At 39.2% G+C, this 21,713-nt stretch carries 9 protein-coding genes, 2 tRNA genes, 5 rRNA genes and 1 pseudogene; 3 read left to right on the top strand and 14 right to left on the bottom strand.

The features are described from left to right. Positions 1–114: 114 nt before the first annotated feature. Positions 115–2,832 (bottom strand): reprolysin-like metallopeptidase, encoded by a 2,718-nt coding sequence (locus tag AAT17_RS03225; protein ID WP_060522916.1) that lies wholly within the window; start codon positions 2,830–2,832, stop codon positions 115–117. Positions 2,833–2,927: 95 nt separating this feature from the next. Between AAT17_RS03225 and AAT17_RS03230 the strand changes: the two genes are divergently transcribed. Next, positions 2,928–3,425 carry a hypothetical protein gene (locus tag AAT17_RS03230; protein ID WP_157539217.1) on the top strand — a complete coding sequence of 166 codons (498 nt, stop codon included), beginning with the start codon at positions 2,928–2,930 and terminating at the stop codon, positions 3,423–3,425. Here AAT17_RS03230 and AAT17_RS03235 read toward each other — a convergent pair. From AAT17_RS03235 to fahA, 6 genes are all read right to left on the bottom strand, one after another. Then, complete coding sequence (locus AAT17_RS03235; protein ID WP_253279788.1) at positions 3,420–3,950, bottom strand: DUF922 domain-containing protein; 531 nt, start codon at positions 3,948–3,950, stop codon at positions 3,420–3,422. The genes AAT17_RS03230 and AAT17_RS03235 overlap by 6 nt on opposite strands. Then, positions 3,947–4,348: an OsmC family protein gene (locus AAT17_RS03240; RefSeq protein WP_060522918.1), complete on the bottom strand. Its 402-nt coding sequence runs from the start codon at positions 4,346–4,348 to the stop codon at positions 3,947–3,949. The genes AAT17_RS03235 and AAT17_RS03240 overlap by 4 nt, the downstream gene beginning before the upstream one ends. A gap of 19 nt (positions 4,349–4,367) precedes the next feature. Beyond that, the gene (locus AAT17_RS03245) at positions 4,368–6,305 is read right to left on the bottom strand and encodes a LysM peptidoglycan-binding domain-containing protein (RefSeq protein ID WP_060522919.1); all 1,938 of its coding nucleotides are present in this window, start codon (positions 6,303–6,305) and stop codon (positions 4,368–4,370) included. A 1-nt stretch (position 6,306) separates the two neighbouring features. Continuing rightward, positions 6,307–7,842: a glutamine-hydrolyzing GMP synthase gene (gene guaA, locus AAT17_RS03250; RefSeq protein ID WP_060522920.1), complete on the bottom strand. Its 1,536-nt coding sequence runs from the start codon at positions 7,840–7,842 to the stop codon at positions 6,307–6,309. A gap of 82 nt (positions 7,843–7,924) precedes the next feature. Further along, the gene (gene bshC, locus AAT17_RS03255; RefSeq protein WP_253279789.1) at positions 7,925–9,481 is read right to left on the bottom strand and encodes a bacillithiol biosynthesis cysteine-adding enzyme BshC; all 1,557 of its coding nucleotides are present in this window, start codon (positions 9,479–9,481) and stop codon (positions 7,925–7,927) included. 119 nt (positions 9,482–9,600) lie between these two features. Then, entirely contained in the window at positions 9,601–10,896 is a 1,296-nt protein-coding gene (fahA, locus tag AAT17_RS03260) for a fumarylacetoacetase (RefSeq protein ID WP_042278065.1), read from the bottom strand. 98 nt (positions 10,897–10,994) lie between these two features. Between fahA and glyA (AAT17_RS03265) the strand changes: the two genes are divergently transcribed. Then, a complete protein-coding gene (gene glyA / locus AAT17_RS03265) occupies positions 10,995–12,272 on the top strand; it encodes a serine hydroxymethyltransferase (protein WP_060522922.1) in 1,278 nt (425 codons plus the stop codon). Between the two features lie 136 nt (positions 12,273–12,408). Here glyA (AAT17_RS03265) and rrf (AAT17_RS03270) read toward each other — a convergent pair. From rrf (AAT17_RS03270) to AAT17_RS03290, 5 genes are all read right to left on the bottom strand, one after another. Next, positions 12,409–12,516 (bottom strand): 5S ribosomal RNA (rrf, locus tag AAT17_RS03270). A gap of 80 nt (positions 12,517–12,596) precedes the next feature. Continuing rightward, positions 12,597–15,410 (bottom strand): 23S ribosomal RNA (locus AAT17_RS03275). 140 nt (positions 15,411–15,550) lie between these two features. Continuing rightward, positions 15,551–15,624, bottom strand: a tRNA-Ala gene (locus AAT17_RS03280). 133 nt (positions 15,625–15,757) lie between these two features. Then, a tRNA-Ile gene (locus tag AAT17_RS03285) sits at positions 15,758–15,831 on the bottom strand. Between the two features lie 116 nt (positions 15,832–15,947). Continuing rightward, a 16S ribosomal RNA gene (locus AAT17_RS03290) occupies positions 15,948–17,473 on the bottom strand. Between the two features lie 458 nt (positions 17,474–17,931). Here AAT17_RS03290 and glyA (AAT17_RS03295) point away from each other — a divergent pair. Then, a pseudogene (glyA, locus tag AAT17_RS03295) lies at positions 17,932–18,474 on the top strand (serine hydroxymethyltransferase); the annotation flags it as partial. Positions 18,475–18,610: 136 nt separating this feature from the next. Here the strand turns inward: glyA (AAT17_RS03295) and rrf (AAT17_RS03300) are convergent. Then, positions 18,611–18,718, bottom strand: a 5S ribosomal RNA gene (gene rrf / locus AAT17_RS03300). Positions 18,719–18,798: 80 nt separating this feature from the next. Then, positions 18,799–21,612, bottom strand: a 23S ribosomal RNA gene (locus AAT17_RS03305). The 16S, 23S and 5S rRNA genes sit together here with 2 tRNA genes alongside, the layout of an rRNA operon. Positions 21,613–21,713 lie beyond the last annotated feature (101 nt).

A 21,713-nucleotide genomic window follows, 5' to 3' on the forward strand; every position in this document is an offset into this window, starting at 1 on the left:
TGAGGTAGTTATTAAGCACTTCACCGATTAAGAAATCTAATTGCTATTATTAAAAAATCCCTAGTCCTTTTTTATGAGGAATAGGGATTTGAATTATTATTTTACTTTATATACTTACTCTACTATGAGTTTAGTAGAAATCGTATTACTGTTTTGTTTTACTTCTACTATATACATTCCGCTGGCAATTGTATCCAAAGAAAACTGCTGCTCTACAAACGAGTTCTCAAAATTGCGAGTTAAAATTTCTTTACCAGACAGGTCATATAAGGTTACAGAAGTAGGTTCGTCATTCCATTGATCTAATAATAGGTTGAATGAATTTGTAGCAGGATTTGGATATATAGAAACTTGCGGAGTCAATACAATATCCTCATTACTCAACGGAGTTACTGTTGTTTGACATACTTGAACGGCCCATTGATTCAACACACCAGCATCTCCATTAAAAAAGTCTGCCATTACTATAGTCCAATTACCATTAACATCACTGTTTGATAATGTTGACATAGGATCAACCGGACTAGAGTAAGTTCCTGAAACAGGACTAACACATACAACATCAGGTGCACCATCTTGAAACAAAATATCAATATCGTCCTCACCAATACATGTTCTACCCCAAATCGTAGCAACATCACCATTCGGATTATTAACTTGTACTACTAAGTCCTGAACATAGTCATGTGTAATATCTAAATCTATTCTAATTTCTTGAGAAACATTGGAAACTGGAATATTAATTTGATTTGAAAGTACAGCTCCTTGAACATTGCTTCCTTGACCGTCAGGAATAGGTAAGTTGATACTTCCTGAAGAATAGGTATCACAAGTGGTTTGCACACTTGCATTTATATTGAAATCTTCGTCATTTATATTAAAAAAGATGTTATTGGCAGCCTCTATCATTAACCTGCAATTAGGGGCTACAATTCCGCCAGGAACTATCAAATCATAAGAACCATTATTAGGAACGTTTGATGCTAAAACAGTATCGAAGGTTTGACCACCATCGGTTGATAAAACAATATTAACAAAGCCTTCATTTATACCGTTTGCATTGGTTCCTGCTACGTCCCAAGTAATGGTTTCAGTACTTCCTGGCAACCATACTATACCCGTAGTATTTTGAGATGTAACTCTAAAGGGTCCTGCAGCAGTTATGGAAGTAGCTCTCATGGTATCAGAGTCCGTTTGTCCACCTCTTGCATCATTATCCCTTACGGTTACAGTAAAATTCATTCCCCTTGTTACAGAAGGAAGTACTTCCCACTCTGTAGATACTCCTCCATTTGCAACTATATCTTCAAGCTGTGGAATAAATCTTGTAGGACTAGTAGTTCCTTGAAAAGATCTAAATAGTGGTCCTGTAGTATTAGTTGGGCTAGGCAACCCTGCGGACCCAAGATCAAATTGCTCCCAAGTATATGTCAGCCCTGCAGTACCATCTGCATCTGTAGCGCTTGCAGTCAATTTGAAAGGAGTTTGACTAGGTATAAAATAATCTAAACCAGCATTTGCAGTTGGTTGAGAGTTTCCAGTAGGAGTTTGTTGTGCGCAGGTAAAATCGATTGTATTCCATATACTATTAATACTCGTTTGATGAAAATAAGCATCACTATTAGGTTGAACGTTTTGAGGTGGACAAATTCCTGCATATGCCATAATTGTTGAACCACTTCCTACTTCATATGCCGATCCACCACTTCTATTACCACCCGAACAGCTTCCTGCAGTACCATTAAAACTATGTGGTGCACCAAATTGATGTCCTAATTCATGAGCTACAAAATCAATATCATATGGATCTCCAATTGGTTGTGCTCGTCCCGTTACTCCTTGTGCTTTTCTACCAGGTACGCAAACACTACCTAACGAAGCCAAACCACCACCACCAGTTGTGAAAACATGTCCAATATCGTAATTACCTGACCCGATAGTTGAGTCAATTAATTGCTGATTTTGAGGTAAAATTGCTCCAGCATTGTCGTTGCTTAAATTATCAGAATTGATAAAAATTAATAAATCATTGTTAGCCACTAAATTCATTGTAACAGATAAATCTTGCTCATAAACAAAATTGTTTCGCGCGAGTGTTACATTCATAGCTGCTAGAACAGCCGCTCTTCGTACTTGTTCAGTGTCTGTATTTGTAAAGCCTGCTCGTTCCCAATGAAATCTAGAATATTCTATGGTAGCACTTATAGCAATTCTATAAGTACGCAACTGACCATCGTTTGCATTCTTAGAAATATCGTGGCTATGATCCTCACGTGATTGAACATTTGACGTATCTAGTGTACAATAACCGCCAGCATCAATAACTGGTAGATCTTGTTTTGAATAAGATATATAAACTGATCTATCCTTTGTAAAAGGATCAATAAATTCCAATCCAGATTCTGGGTTATAAATCATTCCGTGAAATCCTAATGGCGTGATTGTAAAACGAATTTGAGTATTGGAATTATCTGTAGAATAGCCTATAAATGAATTGATATCGCTATACTTATCCTGCAATGCTTTTTCCATAATAGGTGCTGAGTAAACCTCAAAATCCAAAACACCATGGCTTGTAGGCAAGGTGATAATCTCAGAACTATGGGTACTATCAAAACGATGAGGAGCATTAATAATCGATGCCTTAATTTGATTTACATCAATAGAATAAAGTTTGTACTTAAAAGGCTCTGATTTCCTTTCGAGTTTATCAGAATCCTTAATTTGAATATTAGAAATTTGTTTAAAAAAATTATTTTGAGCAATCGAAATTGATGAAATCAATATTACTAAAACTAAAAATAAAGCATTAGAAGTGTATTTGTTTTGCATAATGTATATCTTATGCTGTAAAAATAGCGTTTAATAATCACATTTGTATAAACAAACTCATAATGAATCGTGGACAAAAATTTAAAATTTTTATAATGAAAAGCTTTCTTTTAATTTTTCTAACTGCAATCTTGGGATGTAAAACAGAAAAGAATATGATAATGGATAACAGTTCATCAAATTGCCCAGAAGGAGGTACATGTCAATCTGAGTTTTTTGAAAATACAATTTTCAAGATACAAGCAGATGAATATGGTGCCACCTACATTAAAAAGATGAACTCTAATCAAAGTTCTGTTCGTTATTCCTTCTTAAGAGATGAGATGAATAACATTGCAGATTCTTATTACAAAGAAGAATTCCACATTCTAATTCCTAACGAGAATGGGACCTACGAGTATAATCAGGAAAACATCAAGGATTTGTCTTTCGGTAGATTGTGTAATTGTAGAGGAACGACTGGATACTATCCAGTTGAAAAAGCGAATATTAAGCTCAATAGAAACGATGAACAGATTGCTATAACAGGAACTTTCTCTTTAAGTGAAGTGCCTCACATTTTAAAATCAATTAATACCACTATCAAATTATAGATGAGTGGTTTTAAAAAGTTGCTCCTTGATTTTTATGTACCACCTAGCTTGTTCTTCCTTGTTGATACCGTGATTAGTTTCCCTATCGTACTGCTTTTGTAGCTTTCGTCTTTCTGATTCAATTTTTTGGAAGATTTCATTCAAATCAGTTTTGTATGACTTTCTAGGTCGATATTTGCTTAAAGCTGTTCTAAGTTTTCTAGCATAAATTTCAGAAATATCCCAATGCAATTGCTCGTGAGCAAGTAAATCTCTACTACTTTCTTGTATATTTTTTTTCCAACTGAGCTGAGGATAAAATTGACTTTCTACTTCATAGCTCAAATGAAAATCACCCTTTAAAATCTTAACCTCATAACTATAGGCTATACCTGTGTTGACACTCGCAAAATGTCTCGCATTTTGTGGTGGAACACCTTTAAAATCTTCCCAGGTCAATACAGGATGATCCTCGTAAGTAAAATATTCTGAAGGATTAGAATTTAGAACTAAAAGAAAAACGAAACACCAAGCAAGTTTCATCATTCCCAACTGAACTTAATTACCTTTTCAATGTCAGGATGCAAGCTATTTAGTACAGGACAAGTATTCCCTATCCTCTCAAGAATAATTTGAGTGCGCTTATCACAATTACCCTTCATTTCAAGTGAAACTTCTATTTTAGAAATTCTTCGAGGTTCACTTGCCATTGTTTTTAATACATGAGCACAACTACCAGAAATATCCTGATTAAGATCATTTGCCTTTATTCCCATTACAGTAAGCATACAACTTGCAAGAGCTGTTGCCACAGTATCAGTTGGTGAAAAGGCTTCTCCTTTCCCATTATTATCAGTAGGAGCATCTGTTACGAATGAGTTATCACTTTTAATATGAACAGATTTACACCTTAAATCCCCTAAATACTCAACCCTTGATGTCATATCTCAACTATTCGTTTTATTAATTCTCTTTTGTTTCCTCAGACGAGTCCACATCAATAACTTTTATAGATAAATCCTTTTGATATTGTAATAGAAAAACTGCTTCATTATAATATCCCGCAAGAAACTTCTTTCGATAATCAAATTTATTTTCAACCATCGTTGTTGCTCCATGGCGCATGGCACTTTCAAATAAATCACTAGCGCTAGCTTGTCTTAATATCACATCCATAGTTACATCAAATCCTCTTGTTGCATACTCATTGGGTGAAATATTGTGTGCTCGATAGTACGCTTTCGCAAAAGCAGTATCACCACCAGAATCTCTATTCATTTTTGGGTAAATATAATTAAGTTGCGCAAGTCGAGTATTTGACAAATCCATATCCTCGTAATTATCCATTCCTATCATGGTGATTTTAAAGTCATCAGCCTTTGCGCTATAATTAGAAACAGCATCGGTGATAAATCCAACGTTATCAACTGCAAGTATTACTAAATTTTCTTTTTCCTTATCCAAGGCATCAAAATAGTGACGACTAAAAATGTAATTCTTTTTTTGATTAGGAATTAACAGTTTTGCTTCGGGAACAAGGTTTGCAAATAAATTTTTAAGCTCAGGCTTTGTATTGTCTGTAACTATAATAATATTTTTTCCTTCCTTAATACTAAGGATATATTTTTGCATTTTTTCAATAAAGAGCTCGTCAACAGGTCTTGATTGAAAAAGATTTTTATACAGTCTTACATCGGTTGTTGTGAGAGGACTCACCACAGGAATATCATCTCCTTTTACGTGTTTTGCCACCTCTACTACATTTTTACCCATCAATGGACCAATAATAGTATTGTAATTCGAAAAATCTGTTTGATTTAAAATGGATTTTGTCCTATCTAAACTTTTACGAGTGTCGTATAAATCAAAGTTGACGTCTATTCCCAATTTTTTGGCACTGTCCCTGGCTACCTGCATACCACTATAGAAATCTAGGGCAATTCTTAGAGTACGATCAGCTTGCAATCTATCATCCTGAGATTGTTCCTCGGTAATTTTATGCAATGATAATGGTAGCATTACTGCTATACGCTGTTGGTCATAATTAACAATACTATCTCGTAAATTGCTATATAACCTATTTGTATTTATACCATTACCACTTAAACCATTATCTAGGTTAACTCTGGCAGGTAATTTTAATTGCATTCCAACTTTGAGACCTTCTTTAACATCAGGATTTAAAGATAATATACTATCCCCGGAAATTCCTGCTAATCTAGTAAGCGAATACATTCCCATTTTTGCCGGCACAGTGTAGGTCACAAATTTACTTGCATCAGTTGACCCTTCATTTTCAACGGTATTCTTTTTGGGAACGTTGATTATCATTCCAGGTTGTAAGTTATCTAAACCATAATTAAGTTTTTCTAATTCCTTAACTTTAATACCATATCTAGTTGCTATACCGTATTTAGTATCCTTGGGCAAGACTTTATATTGTCCATCTACCAAGGTGATAGGTGAATTATCCTGTGTCACTTGTTGCTTTTGCTCTTCGGCAAAAACAGGAATTCTTATCTTATCACCTCGTTTTAATGGTTTTGAGTATAATTCTTTGTTGGCCTCTTTTATATCAAGTTCATCAATCCCATACTTTTGAGCAAGTCTAAAAAGATTATCTTTTCGTTTAACTTTATGGATGATATATTTTTCAATCCTACTATTTTCTTGCTTGCCAGACTTTTCAGGTATCAATAGTACCGCACCCATTTTTAATCCTGATTTAAGGTCGGGATTAAGTTGTACTAGAGCATCTTCGGTTACGTCATATAATTGCGTTATACTATACAAGGTCTCACCCTGATCAACTGTATGCTTTTTATAGGTTTGTGCGCTTGCACAGCTCGCTTTCGCGAAAGCGAGACAAATAATTAATAAACTGTATATAAAATGCTTCATATTATTCCCACTCTATTGTTGCTGGCGGTTTTGAACTAATGTCATACACTACTCTATTAACGCCCTTTACTTTATTTATTATCTCATTACTGGTAGCTTGTAAAAATTCATAAGGTAAATTCACCCAATCGGCGGTCATACCATCTGTACTTTCTACAGCTCTTAAAGCTACACATTTTTCATAAGTGCGTTCATCACCCATCACTCCTACAGAATTTACAGGAAGTAAAATTGCTCCTGCCTGCCATACTTTATCATAAAGATTCCATTTTTTAAGATTCTCAATAAAAACAGCATCTACCTCTTGCAGTATAGCGACTTTTTCTGGTGTGATATCACCTAGAATACGAATAGCTAATCCTGGACCTGGAAATGGATGACGACCCAATAATTCTGGTGCCATTCCCATACTTGCTCCTACCCTACGAACTTCATCCTTAAACAATGCCTTAAGAGGTTCTACCACTTTTAATTTCATAAAATCTGGCAATCCTCCTACATTGTGATGAGATTTAATCGTGGCACTAGGTCCACCAGTAGCACTTACACTTTCTATCACATCAGGATAAATTGTTCCTTGTGCCAGGTAAGTAACGTCTTTGATAGAAGTAGCTTCATCATCAAATACTTCTATAAACACACGTCCTATCGCCTTACGTTTTTTCTCTGGATCGCTTTCACCAGCTAGTGCTTCCATAAATCGTGCCGAAGCATCTACTCCTTTAACATTAAGTCCCATTCCTTCATATTGATGAAGTACTTGACTAAATTCATTCTTACGAAGTAGGCCGTTGTTTACGAAAATACAATACAGGTTATTTCCTATCGCCTTGTGCAGTAACATGGCAGCCACACTGCTATCTACTCCACCGGACAATCCTAATACCACTTTATCATCACCTATTTGCTCTTTAAGATGGGCAACTGTTTCTTCAACAAAAGCATTAGGCGTCCAGTCTGGTTTTACTTCGGCTATGTCTATCAAAAAGTTTTGCAGTAGTAACTTACCATCTGTACTATGATAAACTTCTGGATGAAATTGAATAGCATAGGTTTTTTCTCCTTCTATTTTGTACGCGGCATTCTCCACATCATTTGTAGAAGCTAATAGTGTTCCGCCTGTGGGAAGTTTTTTAATTGTATCACTGTGACTCATCCAGACCTGACTGCCTTTGTTTATTCCTTTGAAAAAAGGCTCATCTGGGTGAACGTAATTTAAATTAGCTCGTCCATATTCTCTTGTGCTACTAGCTCCTACTTCACCTCCATGGAAATGTGCAAGGTACTGTGCTCCATAACAAACACCTAAAAGTGGCTTTTTACCACGTATAGAATCTAGATCTATGTGAAATGCCTGATCAGACCTTACAGACATTGGACTACCAGAAAGTATTACGGCTTTAAAACCATCGATATCATCAGGCAAGTGATGATAGGGATGAATTTCAGAATAGATATTGAGTTCTCTTACACGGCGAGCAATAAGCTGAGTATACTGCGAGCCAAAATCGATTATAAGTACCTTGTCATGTTGCATGGGCAAATTTACCCTTTTGCTAGAAAAAAGCCATCAGGCTTTTAAATAATTGTCATCAGGTTTTGTTAACAACTATATCTTATCAATCAGGTAATTTAATCACCGTAAATCTTAAATCAAATGGATTTAAATTACTCTTCAGTTTTTCCAGCCATTGAGAACCGTATTTTTCATAAAAGGAAGAAAAATTAAGAACTCTTTCTTGTAAATTACCATTAGGAAACAACTGTTCTTGCAGCTTAAGTGCTCTTTCATTCACATCCTTTAATTTACGTTTTTGAGCTGTAAGGAGTCTCTTTTCTAAATTTTCAAGACCTTTTATCTGTTTACGCTCTTGTGCTGCCACTGCTCCATAAAATGAGTGATCTGTTTTTGTTGCTATTTCATACAAATCCTGAAACTGCTTTTTAAGATGACTTTTCTGATTAGAAAAATCTATTTCAATTTCACTATGCAAATTGGTAACCTTTTCTTTGAGCTCGTCCGGATGTAAAAACATTTCTTGCACAGACAATTTGAGGGCTGTTAATTTTCTAAGCTGCTTTTCAGTCGCAATCAACACACTATTTCTAAGAAGTAATATTGGAAACGTCACTTTATAACTATCGAACATTTGTTTTAATTGCAACCAGTAGGCCATCTCACCACCACCACCTATGTAACACAAATTAGGCAATATAACTTCTTGATAAAGAGGTCGTAATATAACATTAGGTGAAAATCTTTCTGGATATTTATTTAGGACTTCCAGAATTTCCTTCTTGTCAAATTTTAAATCTGTACCGTCAATCGAATAGGTGTCATTTTCATGAGAAATTATTCTAGACCTTAAATTATCCTTTAGATAAAACAAATTGTTCTCTCTAGGGTTTACTTGAACCTTATATTTATCTGGCCAACTAGAAAGAGTATTATTAACCTGATTATAGGATTTTTGATCTGTAAATTCCTGTTTAAAAAAAGGAAACATTGTTCTTTTTAGAGTTGTATCGTCAGCGTCTAGAATAAGTAACCCATCATCTTTAAAGAAATTATGGACTAGTACCCTAGTGGCCTCAGATAACGAACTAGTTTTTAAATAGGCTTTTTCAAATGTTTGTAATAATTCCTGAGCGTAATCACTTTTACCCAAAGACAATTCAAGAACTTTATAAACCTTATCTAATTCACGGTTTTCAAATCTACCTACTGCCCCTGTTTGATCTGTTTCATAAACAATTTTTTTTCCTGCATAGTTAAAGTACTGAATTTCTTCAAAGTCATGATCCTCACTAGCCATCCAGTATACAGGCACAAAATTATACTTGGGATAAAATGACCTTAGTTTGTTGGTTAGGTTTATGGTGTCTATGATTTTATAGAAAAAATATAAAGGACCCGTAAATAGATTTAATTGATGTCCAGTAGTTATTGTGAACGTGTTTTCTTTTTCGAGTAAATCAATATTATACAGAACTTTATCAACATCTTCTAATCCATTGTATTGGTCTCTTAGGACCTTTACCAAATTTTGTCGCTCTAGCGATTTTGAAGACCATTCTATGGACTTTTCTTCTATTTGATTTTCAAAATTTTTAATATTTGGAAATCTGTGGTATAAGGATTTAACATCAGGTTTTTCATCTAAGTAATCCTTCATTAAGTTTGAAAAATATCTTAGATCTTGATATGAAATATGACAGTCGTCCATTAATCTTACTATAGTTCTTTGAATTGTCGAACAAATTAGAATTGATACGCTTTCGCGAAAGCGTAATATTATTTATTCTTTGTTTTAGGTTCGTAGATTGGTAAAAGCTTATTTGTTACTTCGCCAAAACCTATTCTAAAAGGACCATTATTACAATAACCACGCAATGTAACCGTATCGTTGTCTTGAATAAACTTACGTTCTGTACCATCGTTAAGTTTAACCGGTTTCTCACCTCGCCAACTCAATTCCAACATACTACCATAACTATCTGGCGTAGGTCCAGAAATAGTTCCACTACCCATAAGATCACCGCTATTCACACTACAACCATTAATGGTATGGTGTGCTAGTTGTTGTGAAATATTCCAATACATATACTTGAAATTGGATTTACAAACTGTTGTTGGTTTTCCATCTTCTGGGGTTATATCAACTTCTAGATGAATATCAAAACTTTTTTTCCCTTTACTATTAAGGTAATCTAACACGGGTTTCTCCCTTTTAGGACTTTCTACCCTATAAGGTTCCAAAGCATCTAAGGTAACAATCCATGGAGAAATACTACTAGCAAAATTTTTAGCAAGAAATGGACCTAAGGGAACATATTCCCATTTCTGGATATCTCTTGCGCTCCAGTCATTAAATAAAACCATACCAAAAATGTAATCCTCTGCTTCATTTACTGGAATGGGATGTCCTAGATTATTGGCATCAGTAGTTATAAATGCCATTTCTAATTCAAAATCCACTAATTTAGAAGGGCCAAATACAGGCGCATCAGAATCTGCTGGCATAGTTTGTCCTTGTGGTCTATGAATATTGATACCAGATGGGATAATTGTACTACTACGCCCATGATACGCTACTGGCATATGCAACCAATTAGGTAAAAGAGCATTTTCAGGATCTCTAAACATGGTTCCAACATTGGTTGCATGTTCTTTACTGCTATAAAAATCAGTATAATCACCTATTGAAACTGGCAATTGCATTTCAACTTCGTCCATAGCGAAGATCACTCTATCTCTATGTTCTTTATTGTCCCTTAATTCTGGATTGTTTTTATCAAAAATATCGCCAATTCTATTACGAACTAGTCTCCATGTTTTTTTACCATCCGAAATAAAATCGTTAAGAGTATCCTGCATGAACATGTCATCAGTCAACGGGATCATTGAGAAGTAATTCATTTCTTGCAATGCACCTAGATCTATGGCATAATCACCAATCCTTGTACCTATTGTAATTACATTATCTCTAGTCAAAAAAACTCCAAATGGAATATTTTGTATGGGAAAATGAGTATCTTGATTATAGCCGATCCATGATTTTCTATTAGGGTCGTTAGTTTTATTTGGCATACCGTAAGTTATTGTTGTTGAAAAGTACTAATCAAATATATAATTTAAGTATAGATTATATATAGCAACATGTATTTTTGTCAAATAATTAATATAATATGGCACACAGAGATAAGGAAATTTTCAATTTGATTGAACAGGAAAGAATCCGTCAAACAAATGGTATAGAATTAATTGCTAGTGAAAACTATGTAAGCCCAGACGTTCTAGCTGCAGCAGGTTCTATTTTAACTAATAAATATGCAGAAGGCTATCCTGGCAAAAGATACTACGGTGGTTGTGAAATTGTGGATGAAATCGAAAATCTAGCCATAGAAAGAGCTAAAGAATTATTTAATGCAGAATATGTAAATGTTCAACCTCATTCTGGTAGCCAAGCTAACACAGCTGTATTTCATGCTTGTCTCTCTCCTGGTGATAAAATACTAGGATTTGATTTAGCTCATGGTGGTCATTTAACACATGGTTCACCTGTGAACTTTTCTGGAAAACTTTATCAAACATCATTCTATGGTGTTAATAAGGAATCTGGTTTACTTGACTACGATAACATCGAGAAAATAGCAGAAGCTGAAAAACCTAAACTTATAATAGCTGGTGCTAGTGCTTATAGTAGAGATATTGACTACAAAAGATTTAGAGAAATCGCAGATAAAATTGGAGCTATACTACTAGCAGATATTGCTCATCCCGCTGGACTCATTGCCAAAGGCATTCTAAATGATGCGGTCTTATACGCTCACATCTGTACGTCAACTACTCACAAAACATTAAGAGGACCACGAGGAGGAATTATTATAATGGGTAAGGATTTTGAAAACCCATTTGATCAACGTTTGAAGAGCGGTAAATTGAAAAAGATGTCATCATTGTTAAACAGTGCTGTATTTCCCGGTAATCAAGGAGGTCCTTTAGAGCATATAATCGCTGCTAAAGCCGTGGCATTTAAAGAGGCACTCTCTGATGATTTTCTTCATTACATGGTTCAAGTAAAGAAAAATGCACAAACACTCGCAAGTGCCTTAATCGATAAAGGGTTTAATATTATTTCGGATGGTACAGATAACCATATGATGTTAATCGATTTAAGAAACAAAGGCATTACGGGTAAAGATGCAGAAGAGCTCCTTGGTAAGATAGATATAACCGTAAATAAAAATATGGTGCCGTTTGACGACCAGTCACCGTTTATAACAAGTGGCATACGCATAGGAACTGCAGCCGTAACAACAAGAGGATTGAAAGAAGATCAAATGAATCTCATATCTCAATATATAAGTGACGCGATCACAAATAAAGACGATGAGAGTAAATTAAAATCTATAAAAGAACAAATCAATTTGATGATGAGCACATATTCTTTATTTCAACTCTAAAGAACTTACTAATACAATGCAATAAAAGGCTGTTATTATTTATTTAATAACAGCCTTTTATTTTATTTAAATTATTACTAATTAAAGAGAGTTTACCACAACAAAAAACCCTTATCGAATTGATAAGGGTTTTAAAAGAAGGCGGCGACATACTCTCCCACAAATGCAGTACCATCTGCGCTAATGGGCTTAACTTCTCTGTTCGGAATGGTAAGAGGTGAGCCCCATTGCTATAACCACCTTAAAGGTTTCAGTTAAATTAAAATAATCCAACTGTATATGTTGACATTTTGAAAAGTTCAAAATCAATACAAGTAGATAGAGGTATCTAAGCTTACGGGTAATTAGTATCACTCGGCTATGACATTACTGCCTTTACACCTATGACCTATCAACGTGGTAGTCTCCCACGACCCTTTAAAGAAATCTCATCTTGTGATGGGTTTCGCGCTTATATGCTTTCAGCGCTTATCCCTTCCCGACGTAGCTACCCAGCAATGCCCCTGGCGGAACAACTGGTAGACCAGCGGTCAGTCCAACTCGGTCCTCTCGTACTAAAGTCAGATTCACTCAAATTTCTAGCGCCCACTACAGATAGAGACCGAACTGTCTCACGACGTTCTGAACCCAGCTCGCGTGCCACTTTAATGGGCGAACAGCCCAACCCTTGGGACCTTCTCCAGCCCCAGGATGTGACGAGCCGACATCGAGGTGCCAAACCCCCCCGTCGATGTGAGCTCTTGGGGGAGATCAGCCTGTTATCCCCGGCGTACCTTTTATCCTTTGAGCGATGGCCCTTCCATGCGGAACCACCGGATCACTATGCTCTTGTTTCCAACCTGATCGACCTGTATGTCTCTCAGTCAAGCTTCCTTATGCCATTGCACTCTACGCACGGTTACCAAGCGTGCTGAGGAAACCTTTAGAAGCCTCCGTTACTCTTTTGGAGGCGACCACCCCAGTCAAACTACCCACCAAGCAATGTCCCCATTTCTGGGTTAGATTTCAAATAAGCAAAGGGTGGTATTTCAACAATGACTCCACAACGCCTGGCGACGTCATTTCATAGTCTCCCACCTATCCTACACATTACTTATCCAAAATCAATACTAAGCTATAGTAAAGGTGCACGGGGTCTTTTCGTCCCGTAGCGGGTAATCGGCATCTTCACCGATACTACAATTTCACCGAGCTCATGGCTGAGACAGTATCCAAATCGTTACACCATTCGTGCAGGTCGGAACTTACCCGACAAGGAATTTCGCTACCTTAGGACCGTTATAGTTACGGCCGCCGTTTACTGGGGCTTCAATTCAGATCTTCGCCGAAGCTAAACCCTCCTCTTAACCTTCCAGCACCGGGCAGGTGTCAGGCCCTATACTTCATCTTTCGATTTTGCAGAGCCCTGTGTTTTTGATAAACAGTCGCTTGGATCTTTTCACTGCGCCCTATTAAATAGGGGACCTTTCTCCCGAAGTTACAGGTCTATTTTGCCTAGTTCCTTAGCCATGAATCACTCGAGCACCTTAGAATTCTCATCCCAACCACCTGTGTCGGTTTACGGTACGGGCTGCTTCACTTGCTTTTCTTGGAAGTTGCTCCTCTGGATTATCCACGTAGCCGTAGCCTTGTGGTACTATCCCAACCTTAACAGTTGGTTCAACGTACATTTCCGTCAGTACGCACCAAATTCACACCTCCGTCACTTTTATTGTGAGCAGGTACAGGAATATTAACCTGTTATCCATCCACTTCCCCGTTCGGGTACGCGTTAGGACCCGACTAACCCTCAGCTGATTAGCATAGCTGAGGAAACCTTGGTCTTTCGGTGAGGGGGTTTCTCGCCCCCTTTATCGTTACTTATGCCTACATTTTCGTTTCTAATCGTTCCAGCAAACCTCACAGTTCACCTTCAACACAATTAGAATGCTCTCCTACCACTCTCAATGGAGTCCATAGCTTCGGTAGTATGTTTATGCCCGATTATCATCCATGCCGTACCGCTCGACTAGTGAGCTGTTACGCACTCTTTAAATGAATGGCTGCTTCCAAGCCAACATCCTAGCTGTCTAAGCAGTACAACCTCGTTTTTTCAACTTAACATACATTTGGGGACCTTAGCTGATGGTCTGGGTTCTTTCCCTTTCGGACATGGACCTTAGCACCCATGCCCTCACTGCTGATCATCATTTTATAGCATTCGGAGTTTGTCAGGAATTGGTAGGCGGTGAAGCCCCCGCATCCAATCAGTAGCTCTACCTCTATAAAACTAAATCAACGCTGCACCTAAATGCATTTCGGAGAGTACGAGCTATTTCCGAGTTTGATTGGCCTTTCACCCCTACCCACAGGTCATCCGAAGACTTTTCAACGTCAACCGGTTCGGGCCTCCACTGTGTGTTACCACAGCTTCACCCTGCCCATGGGTAGATCACACGGTTTCGCGTCTACCACTACTAACTATCGCGCCCTATTCAGACTCGCTTTCGCTACGGCTCCGTGTCTGAAACACTTAACCTTGCTAGCAACGGTAACTCGTAGGCTCATTATGCAAAAGGCACGCCGTCACCCGAAGGCTCCGACCGCTTGTAAGCGTATGGTTTCAGGTTCTTTTTCACTCCCTTATTCAGGGTTCTTTTCACCTTTCCCTCACGGTACTGGTTCACTATCGGTCTCTCAGGAGTATTTAGCCTTAGCGGATGGTCCCGCTAGATTCATACAGGGTTTCCCGTGCCCCGCACTACTCAGGATACTACTATTAATAACTAAAATTACCAATACAGGGCTATCACCTTCTTTGGCTCCTCTTTCCAAAGGATTCTTATTCTTTTAGCATCAAATACCGTAGTCCTACAACCCCAATTAGGCCGTAACCTAATTGGTTTGGGCTTTTCCGCGTTCGCTCGCCACTACTGACGGAATCACTATTGTTTTCTCTTCCTCCGGCTACTTAGATGTTTCAGTTCACCGGGTTTGCTCCATTACTGGTGACATGTCTTCAACATGCCGGGTTGCCCCATTCGGAAATCTGCGGATCACATCGTATGTGCCAATCCCCGCAGCTTATCGCAGCTTATCACGTCCTTCATCGCCTCTGAGAGCCTAGGCATCCCCCATACGCCCTTATTTGCTTATGATACCTATTACTATACAACGATATATAGTAATATTATTTTTTCTATCTTGTATTAATCCTAATTAATATTAGAACTAATGCTCGTTTTGATCTTTTCAAAATGTCAATGAACGTTTAATGATTAATCTCTACTAATCATTCGTGGAGAATATCGGAGTCGAACCGATGACCTCCTGCGTGCAAGGCAGGCGCTCTAGCCAGCTGAGCTAATTCCCCATGACGAATCCTAAATACTGAATTCAGAATATCGAATTTAGAATCCTCAACCTCTAGAATTTCCATTAAAATTCTATAAATGAACTTTATCTCTTAGCTATAATTATCTACTCAATAACTACCTAAGACATCGTAGTCTCAGGCAGACTCGAACTGCCGACCTCTACATTATCAGTGTAGCGCTCTAACCAGCTGAGCTATGAGACTGAGTGTCTTGCGACTATTTCTTGATTGACTTGCTTTTTAAAATAAACACACACTAATTGAGTGTTAAAGATCTTGAAACTATCCCTTGTTTCGTTCCATTATTTCAGGAACTCCAGAAAGGAGGTGTTCCAGCCGCACCTTCCGGTACGGCTACCTTGTTACGACTTAGCCCCAGTTACTAGTTTTACCCTAGGCAGCTCCTTTCGGTCACCGACTTCAGGCACCCCCAGCTTCCATGGCTTGACGGGCGGTGTGTACAAGGCCCGGGAACGTATTCACCGCATCATGGCTGATATGCGATTACTAGCGATTCCAGCTTCACGCAGTCGAGTTGCAGACTGCGATCCGAACTGAGATAGGGTTTGTAGATTCGCTCCTTCTCGCGAAGTGGCTGCTCTCTGTCCCTACCATTGTAGCACGTGTGTAGCCCAGGACGTAAGGGCCGTGATGATTTGACGTCATCCCCACCTTCCTCACGGTTTGCACCGGCAGTCTCTCTAGAGTCCCCACCATTATGTGCTGGCAACTAGAAATAGGGGTTGCGCTCGTTATAGGACTTAACCTGACACCTCACGGCACGAGCTGACGACAACCATGCAGCACCTTGCAATATGTCCGAAGAAAAATCTGTTTCCAAATCTGTCATACTGCATTTAAGCCCTGGTAAGGTTCCTCGCGTATCATCGAATTAAACCACATGCTCCACCGCTTGTGCGGGCCCCCGTCAATTCCTTTGAGTTTCATTCTTGCGAACGTACTCCCCAGGTGGGTTACTTATCACTTTCGCTTGGCCACTCAGATCTCAATCGATCCAAACAGCTAGTAACCATCGTTTACGGCGTGGACTACCAGGGTATCTAATCCTGTTCGCTCCCCACGCTTTCGTCCATCAGCGTCAATATATTGTTAGTGATCTGCCTTCGCAATCGGTATTCTATGTAATATCTAAGCATTTCACCGCTACACTACATATTCTAACCACTTCACAATAATTCAAGATAACCAGTATCAATGGCAGTGCCGGAGTTGAGCCCCTGCATTTCACCACTGACTTAATTACCCGCCTACGGACCCTTTAAACCCAATGATTCCGGATAACGCTTGCACCCTCCGTATTACCGCGGCTGCTGGCACGGAGTTAGCCGGTGCTTATTCTTACGGTACCGTCAAACAATCACACGTGACTGTATTTCTTCCCGTACAAAAGTAGTTTACAACCCATAGGGCCGTCTTCCTACACGCGGCATGGCTGGATCAGAGTTGCCTCCATTGTCCAATATTCCTCACTGCTGCCTCCCGTAGGAGTCTGGTCCGTGTCTCAGTACCAGTGTGGGGGATCTCCCTCTCAGGACCCCTACCTATCGTCGCCATGGTGAGCCGTTACCTCACCATCTAGCTAATAGGACGCATACCCATCTATTACCGTAACCTTTAATTATTAAATGATGCCATCTTATAATTCTATGAGGTATTAATCCAAATTTCTTCGGGCTATCCCTCAGTAATAGGTAGGTTGTATACGCGTTACGCACCCGTGCGCCGGTCGCCATCAGATAGCAAGCTATCTATGCTGCCCCTCGACTTGCATGTGTTAGGCCTGCCGCTAGCGTTCATCCTGAGCCAGGATCAAACTCTTCATCGTAGAATCTTTTAAAGATCATTTATTAGAATAATTCCAAAAACCTCTTTTAAGAACCCTCAATTAGCGTACATGTGTCTATTTTTATTTTCTTACCAATACTTGCCTTTGTATTAATCAATACAAAAACAGTATCGCTGTGCTGTCAATCATTATTTTCAATGAACTACTTCAAAATATCTAGACCGAAAATTTGATGCGAAATCCTCACAATCCGCTACAAATATTTTCAATCTTTTTGAAGAACTATCGCTTTATTTAAACATCGTTGTTTCCCAAAGCGGGTGCAAATATACACACACTTTTTCTTACCAAACAAACTTTTATGACAAAAAAATTGAAAAAAATTACAACCCATCCTTAAACACCTTCAAATCATTTATTTACAAAATAAAAAAATCTAAACTTTTTTAATCACCACATATGATCCATTGTCTATTCGTAAATAGAAATTTGATCAACGTTTGAAGAGCGGTAAATTGAAAAAGATGTCATCATTGTTAAACAGTGCTGTATTTCCCGGTAATCAAGGAGGTCCTTTAGAGCATATAATCGCTGCTAAAGCCGTGGCATTTAAAGAGGCACTCTCTGATGATTTTCTTCATTACATGGTTCAAGTAAAGAAAAATGCACAAACACTCGCAAGTGCCTTAATCGATAAAGGGTTTAATATTATTTCGGATGGTACAGATAACCATATGATGTTAATCGATTTAAGAAACAAAGGCATTACGGGTAAAGATGCAGAAGAGCTCCTTGGTAAGATAGATATAACCGTAAATAAAAATATGGTGCCGTTTGACGACCAGTCACCGTTTATAACAAGTGGCATACGCATAGGAACTGCAGCCGTAACAACAAGAGGATTGAAAGAAGATCAAATGAATCTCATATCTCAATATATAAGTGACGCGATCACAAATAAAGACGATGAGAGTAAATTAAAATCTATAAAAGAACAAATCAATTTGATGATGAGCACATATTCTTTATTTCAACTCTAAAGAACTTACTAATACAATGCAATAAAAGGCTGTTATTATTTATTTAATAACAGCCTTTTATTTTATTTAAATTATTACTAATTAAAGAGAGTTTACCACAACAAAAAACCCTTATCGAATTGATAAGGGTTTTAAAAGAAGGCGGCGACATACTCTCCCACAAATGCAGTACCATCTGCGCTAATGGGCTTAACTTCTCTGTTCGGAATGGTAAGAGGTGAGCCCCATTGCTATAACCACCTTAAAGGTTTCAGTTAAATTAAAATAATCCAACTGTATATGTTGACATTTTGAAAAGTTCAAAATCAATACAAGTAGATAGAGGTATCTAAGCTTACGGGTAATTAGTATCACTCGGCTATGACATTACTGCCTTTACACCTATGACCTATCAACGTGGTAGTCTCCCACGACCCTTTAAAGAAATCTCATCTTGTGATGGGTTTCGCGCTTATATGCTTTCAGCGCTTATCCCTTCCCGACGTAGCTACCCAGCAATGCCCCTGGCGGAACAACTGGTAGACCAGCGGTCAGTCCAACTCGGTCCTCTCGTACTAAAGTCAGATTCACTCAAATTTCTAGCGCCCACTACAGATAGAGACCGAACTGTCTCACGACGTTCTGAACCCAGCTCGCGTGCCACTTTAATGGGCGAACAGCCCAACCCTTGGGACCTTCTCCAGCCCCAGGATGTGACGAGCCGACATCGAGGTGCCAAACCCCCCCGTCGATGTGAGCTCTTGGGGGAGATCAGCCTGTTATCCCCGGCGTACCTTTTATCCTTTGAGCGATGGCCCTTCCATGCGGAACCACCGGATCACTATGCTCTTGTTTCCAACCTGATCGACCTGTATGTCTCTCAGTCAAGCTTCCTTATGCCATTGCACTCTACGCACGGTTACCAAGCGTGCTGAGGAAACCTTTAGAAGCCTCCGTTACTCTTTTGGAGGCGACCACCCCAGTCAAACTACCCACCAAGCAATGTCCCCATTTCTGGGTTAGATTTCAAATAAGCAAAGGGTGGTATTTCAACAATGACTCCACAACGCCTGGCGACGTCATTTCATAGTCTCCCACCTATCCTACACATTACTTATCCAAAATCAATACTAAGCTATAGTAAAGGTGCACGGGGTCTTTTCGTCCCGTAGCGGGTAATCGGCATCTTCACCGATACTACAATTTCACCGAGCTCATGGCTGAGACAGTATCCAAATCGTTACACCATTCGTGCAGGTCGGAACTTACCCGACAAGGAATTTCGCTACCTTAGGACCGTTATAGTTACGGCCGCCGTTTACTGGGGCTTCAATTCAGATCTTCGCCGAAGCTAAACCCTCCTCTTAACCTTCCAGCACCGGGCAGGTGTCAGGCCCTATACTTCATCTTTCGATTTTGCAGAGCCCTGTGTTTTTGATAAACAGTCGCTTGGATCTTTTCACTGCGCCCTATTAAATAGGGGACCTTTCTCCCGAAGTTACAGGTCTATTTTGCCTAGTTCCTTAGCCATGAATCACTCGAGCACCTTAGAATTCTCATCCCAACCACCTGTGTCGGTTTACGGTACGGGCTGCTTCACTTGCTTTTCTTGGAAGTTGCTCCTCTGGATTATCCACGTAGCCGTAGCCTTGTGGTACTATCCCAACCTTAACAGTTGGTTCAACGTACATTTCCGTCAGTACGCACCAAATTCACACCTCCGTCACTTTTATTGTGAGCAGGTACAGGAATATTAACCTGTTATCCATCCACTTCCCCGTTCGGGTACGCGTTAGGACCCGACTAACCCTCAGCTGATTAGCATAGCTGAGGAAACCTTGGTCTTTCGGTGAGAGGGTTTCTCGCCCCCTTTATCGTTACTTATGCCTACATTTTCGTTTCTAATCGTTCCAGCAAACCTCACAGTTCACCTTCAACACAATTAGAATGCTCTCCTACCACTCTCAATGGAGTCCATAGCTTCGGTAGTATGTTTATGCCCGATTATCATCCATGCCGTACCGCTCGACTAGTGAGCTGTTACGCACTCTTTAAATGAATGGCTGCTTCCAAGCCAACATCCTAGCTGTCTAAGCAGTACAACCTCGTTTTTTCAACTTAACATACATTTGGGGACCTTAGCTGATGGTCTGGGTTCTTTCCCTTTCGGACATGGACCTTAGCACCCATGCCCTCACTGCTGATCATCATTTTATAGCATTCGGAGTTTGTCAGGAATTGGTAGGCGGTGAAGCCCCCGCATCCAATCAGTAGCTCTACCTCTATAAAACTAAATCAACGCTGCACCTAAATGCATTTCGGAGAGTACGAGCTATTTCCGAGTTTGATTGGCCTTTCACCCCTACCCACAGGTCATCCGAAGACTTTTCAACGTCAACCGGTTCGGGCCTCCACTGTGTGTTACCACAGCTTCACCCTGCCCATGGGTAGATCACACGGTTTCGCGTCTACCACTACTAACTATCGCGCCCTATTCAGACTCGCTTTCGCTACGGCTCCGTGTCTGAAACACTTAACCTTGCTAGCAACGGTAACTCGTAGGCTCATTATGCAAAAGGCACGCCGTCACCCGAAGGCTCCGACCGCTTGTAAGCGTATGGTTTCAGGTTCTTTTTCACTCCCTTATTCAGGGTTCTTTTCACCTTTCCCTCACGGTACTGGTTCACTATCGGTCTCTCAGGAGTATTTAGCCTTAGCGGATGGTCCCGCTAGATTCATACAGGGTTTCCCGTGCCCCGCACTACTCAGGATACTACTATTAATAACTAAAATTACCAATACAGGGCTATCACCTTCTTTGGCTCCTCTTTCCAAAGGATTCTTATTCTTTTAGCATCAAATACCGTAGTCCTACAACCCCAATTAGGCCGTAACCTAATTGGTTTGGGCTTTTCCGCGTTCGCTCGCCACTACTGACGGAATCACTATTGTTTTCTCTTCCTCCGGCTACTTAGATGTTTCAGTTCACCGGGTTTGCTCCATTACTGGTGACATGTCTTCAACATGCCGGGTTGCCCCATTCGGAAATCTGCGGATCACATCGTATGTGCCAATCCCCGCAGCTTATCGCAGCTTATCACGTCCTTCATCGCCTCTGAGAGCCTAGGCATCCCCCATACGCCCTTATTTGCTTATGATACCTATTACTATACAACGATATATAGTAATATTATTTTTTCTATCTTGTATTAATCCTAATTAATATTAGAACTAATGCTCGTTTTGATCTTTTCAAAATG

It is taken from the genome of Nonlabens sp. MIC269 (assembly GCF_001430865.1).
Classification (GTDB): Bacteria; Bacteroidota; Bacteroidia; order Flavobacteriales; family Flavobacteriaceae; genus Nonlabens; species Nonlabens tegetincola.

Bases quoted from the DNA above. Each gene is read 5' to 3' on its own strand.
- bshC (WP_253279789.1), bottom strand. From the start codon at position 9,481: ATGAAGGATTACTTAGATGAAAAACCTGATGTTAAATCCTTATACCAC.
- AAT17_RS03245 (WP_060522919.1), bottom strand. From the start codon at position 6,305: ATGAAGCATTTTATATACAGTTTATTAATTATTTGTCTCGCTTTCGCG.
- AAT17_RS03230 (WP_157539217.1), top strand. From the start codon at position 2,928: ATGAAAAGCTTTCTTTTAATTTTTCTAACTGCAATCTTGGGATGTAAA.
- glyA (WP_060522922.1), top strand. From the start codon at position 10,995: ATGGCACACAGAGATAAGGAAATTTTCAATTTGATTGAACAGGAAAGA.
- AAT17_RS03235 (WP_253279788.1), bottom strand. From the start codon at position 3,950: ATGATGAAACTTGCTTGGTGTTTCGTTTTTCTTTTAGTTCTAAATTCT.
- fahA (WP_042278065.1), bottom strand. From the start codon at position 10,896: ATGCCAAATAAAACTAACGACCCTAATAGAAAATCATGGATCGGCTAT.
- AAT17_RS03225 (WP_060522916.1), bottom strand. From the start codon at position 2,832: ATGCAAAACAAATACACTTCTAATGCTTTATTTTTAGTTTTAGTAATA.
- AAT17_RS03240 (WP_060522918.1), bottom strand. From the start codon at position 4,348: ATGACATCAAGGGTTGAGTATTTAGGGGATTTAAGGTGTAAATCTGTT.
- guaA (WP_060522920.1), bottom strand. From the start codon at position 7,842: ATGCAACATGACAAGGTACTTATAATCGATTTTGGCTCGCAGTATACT.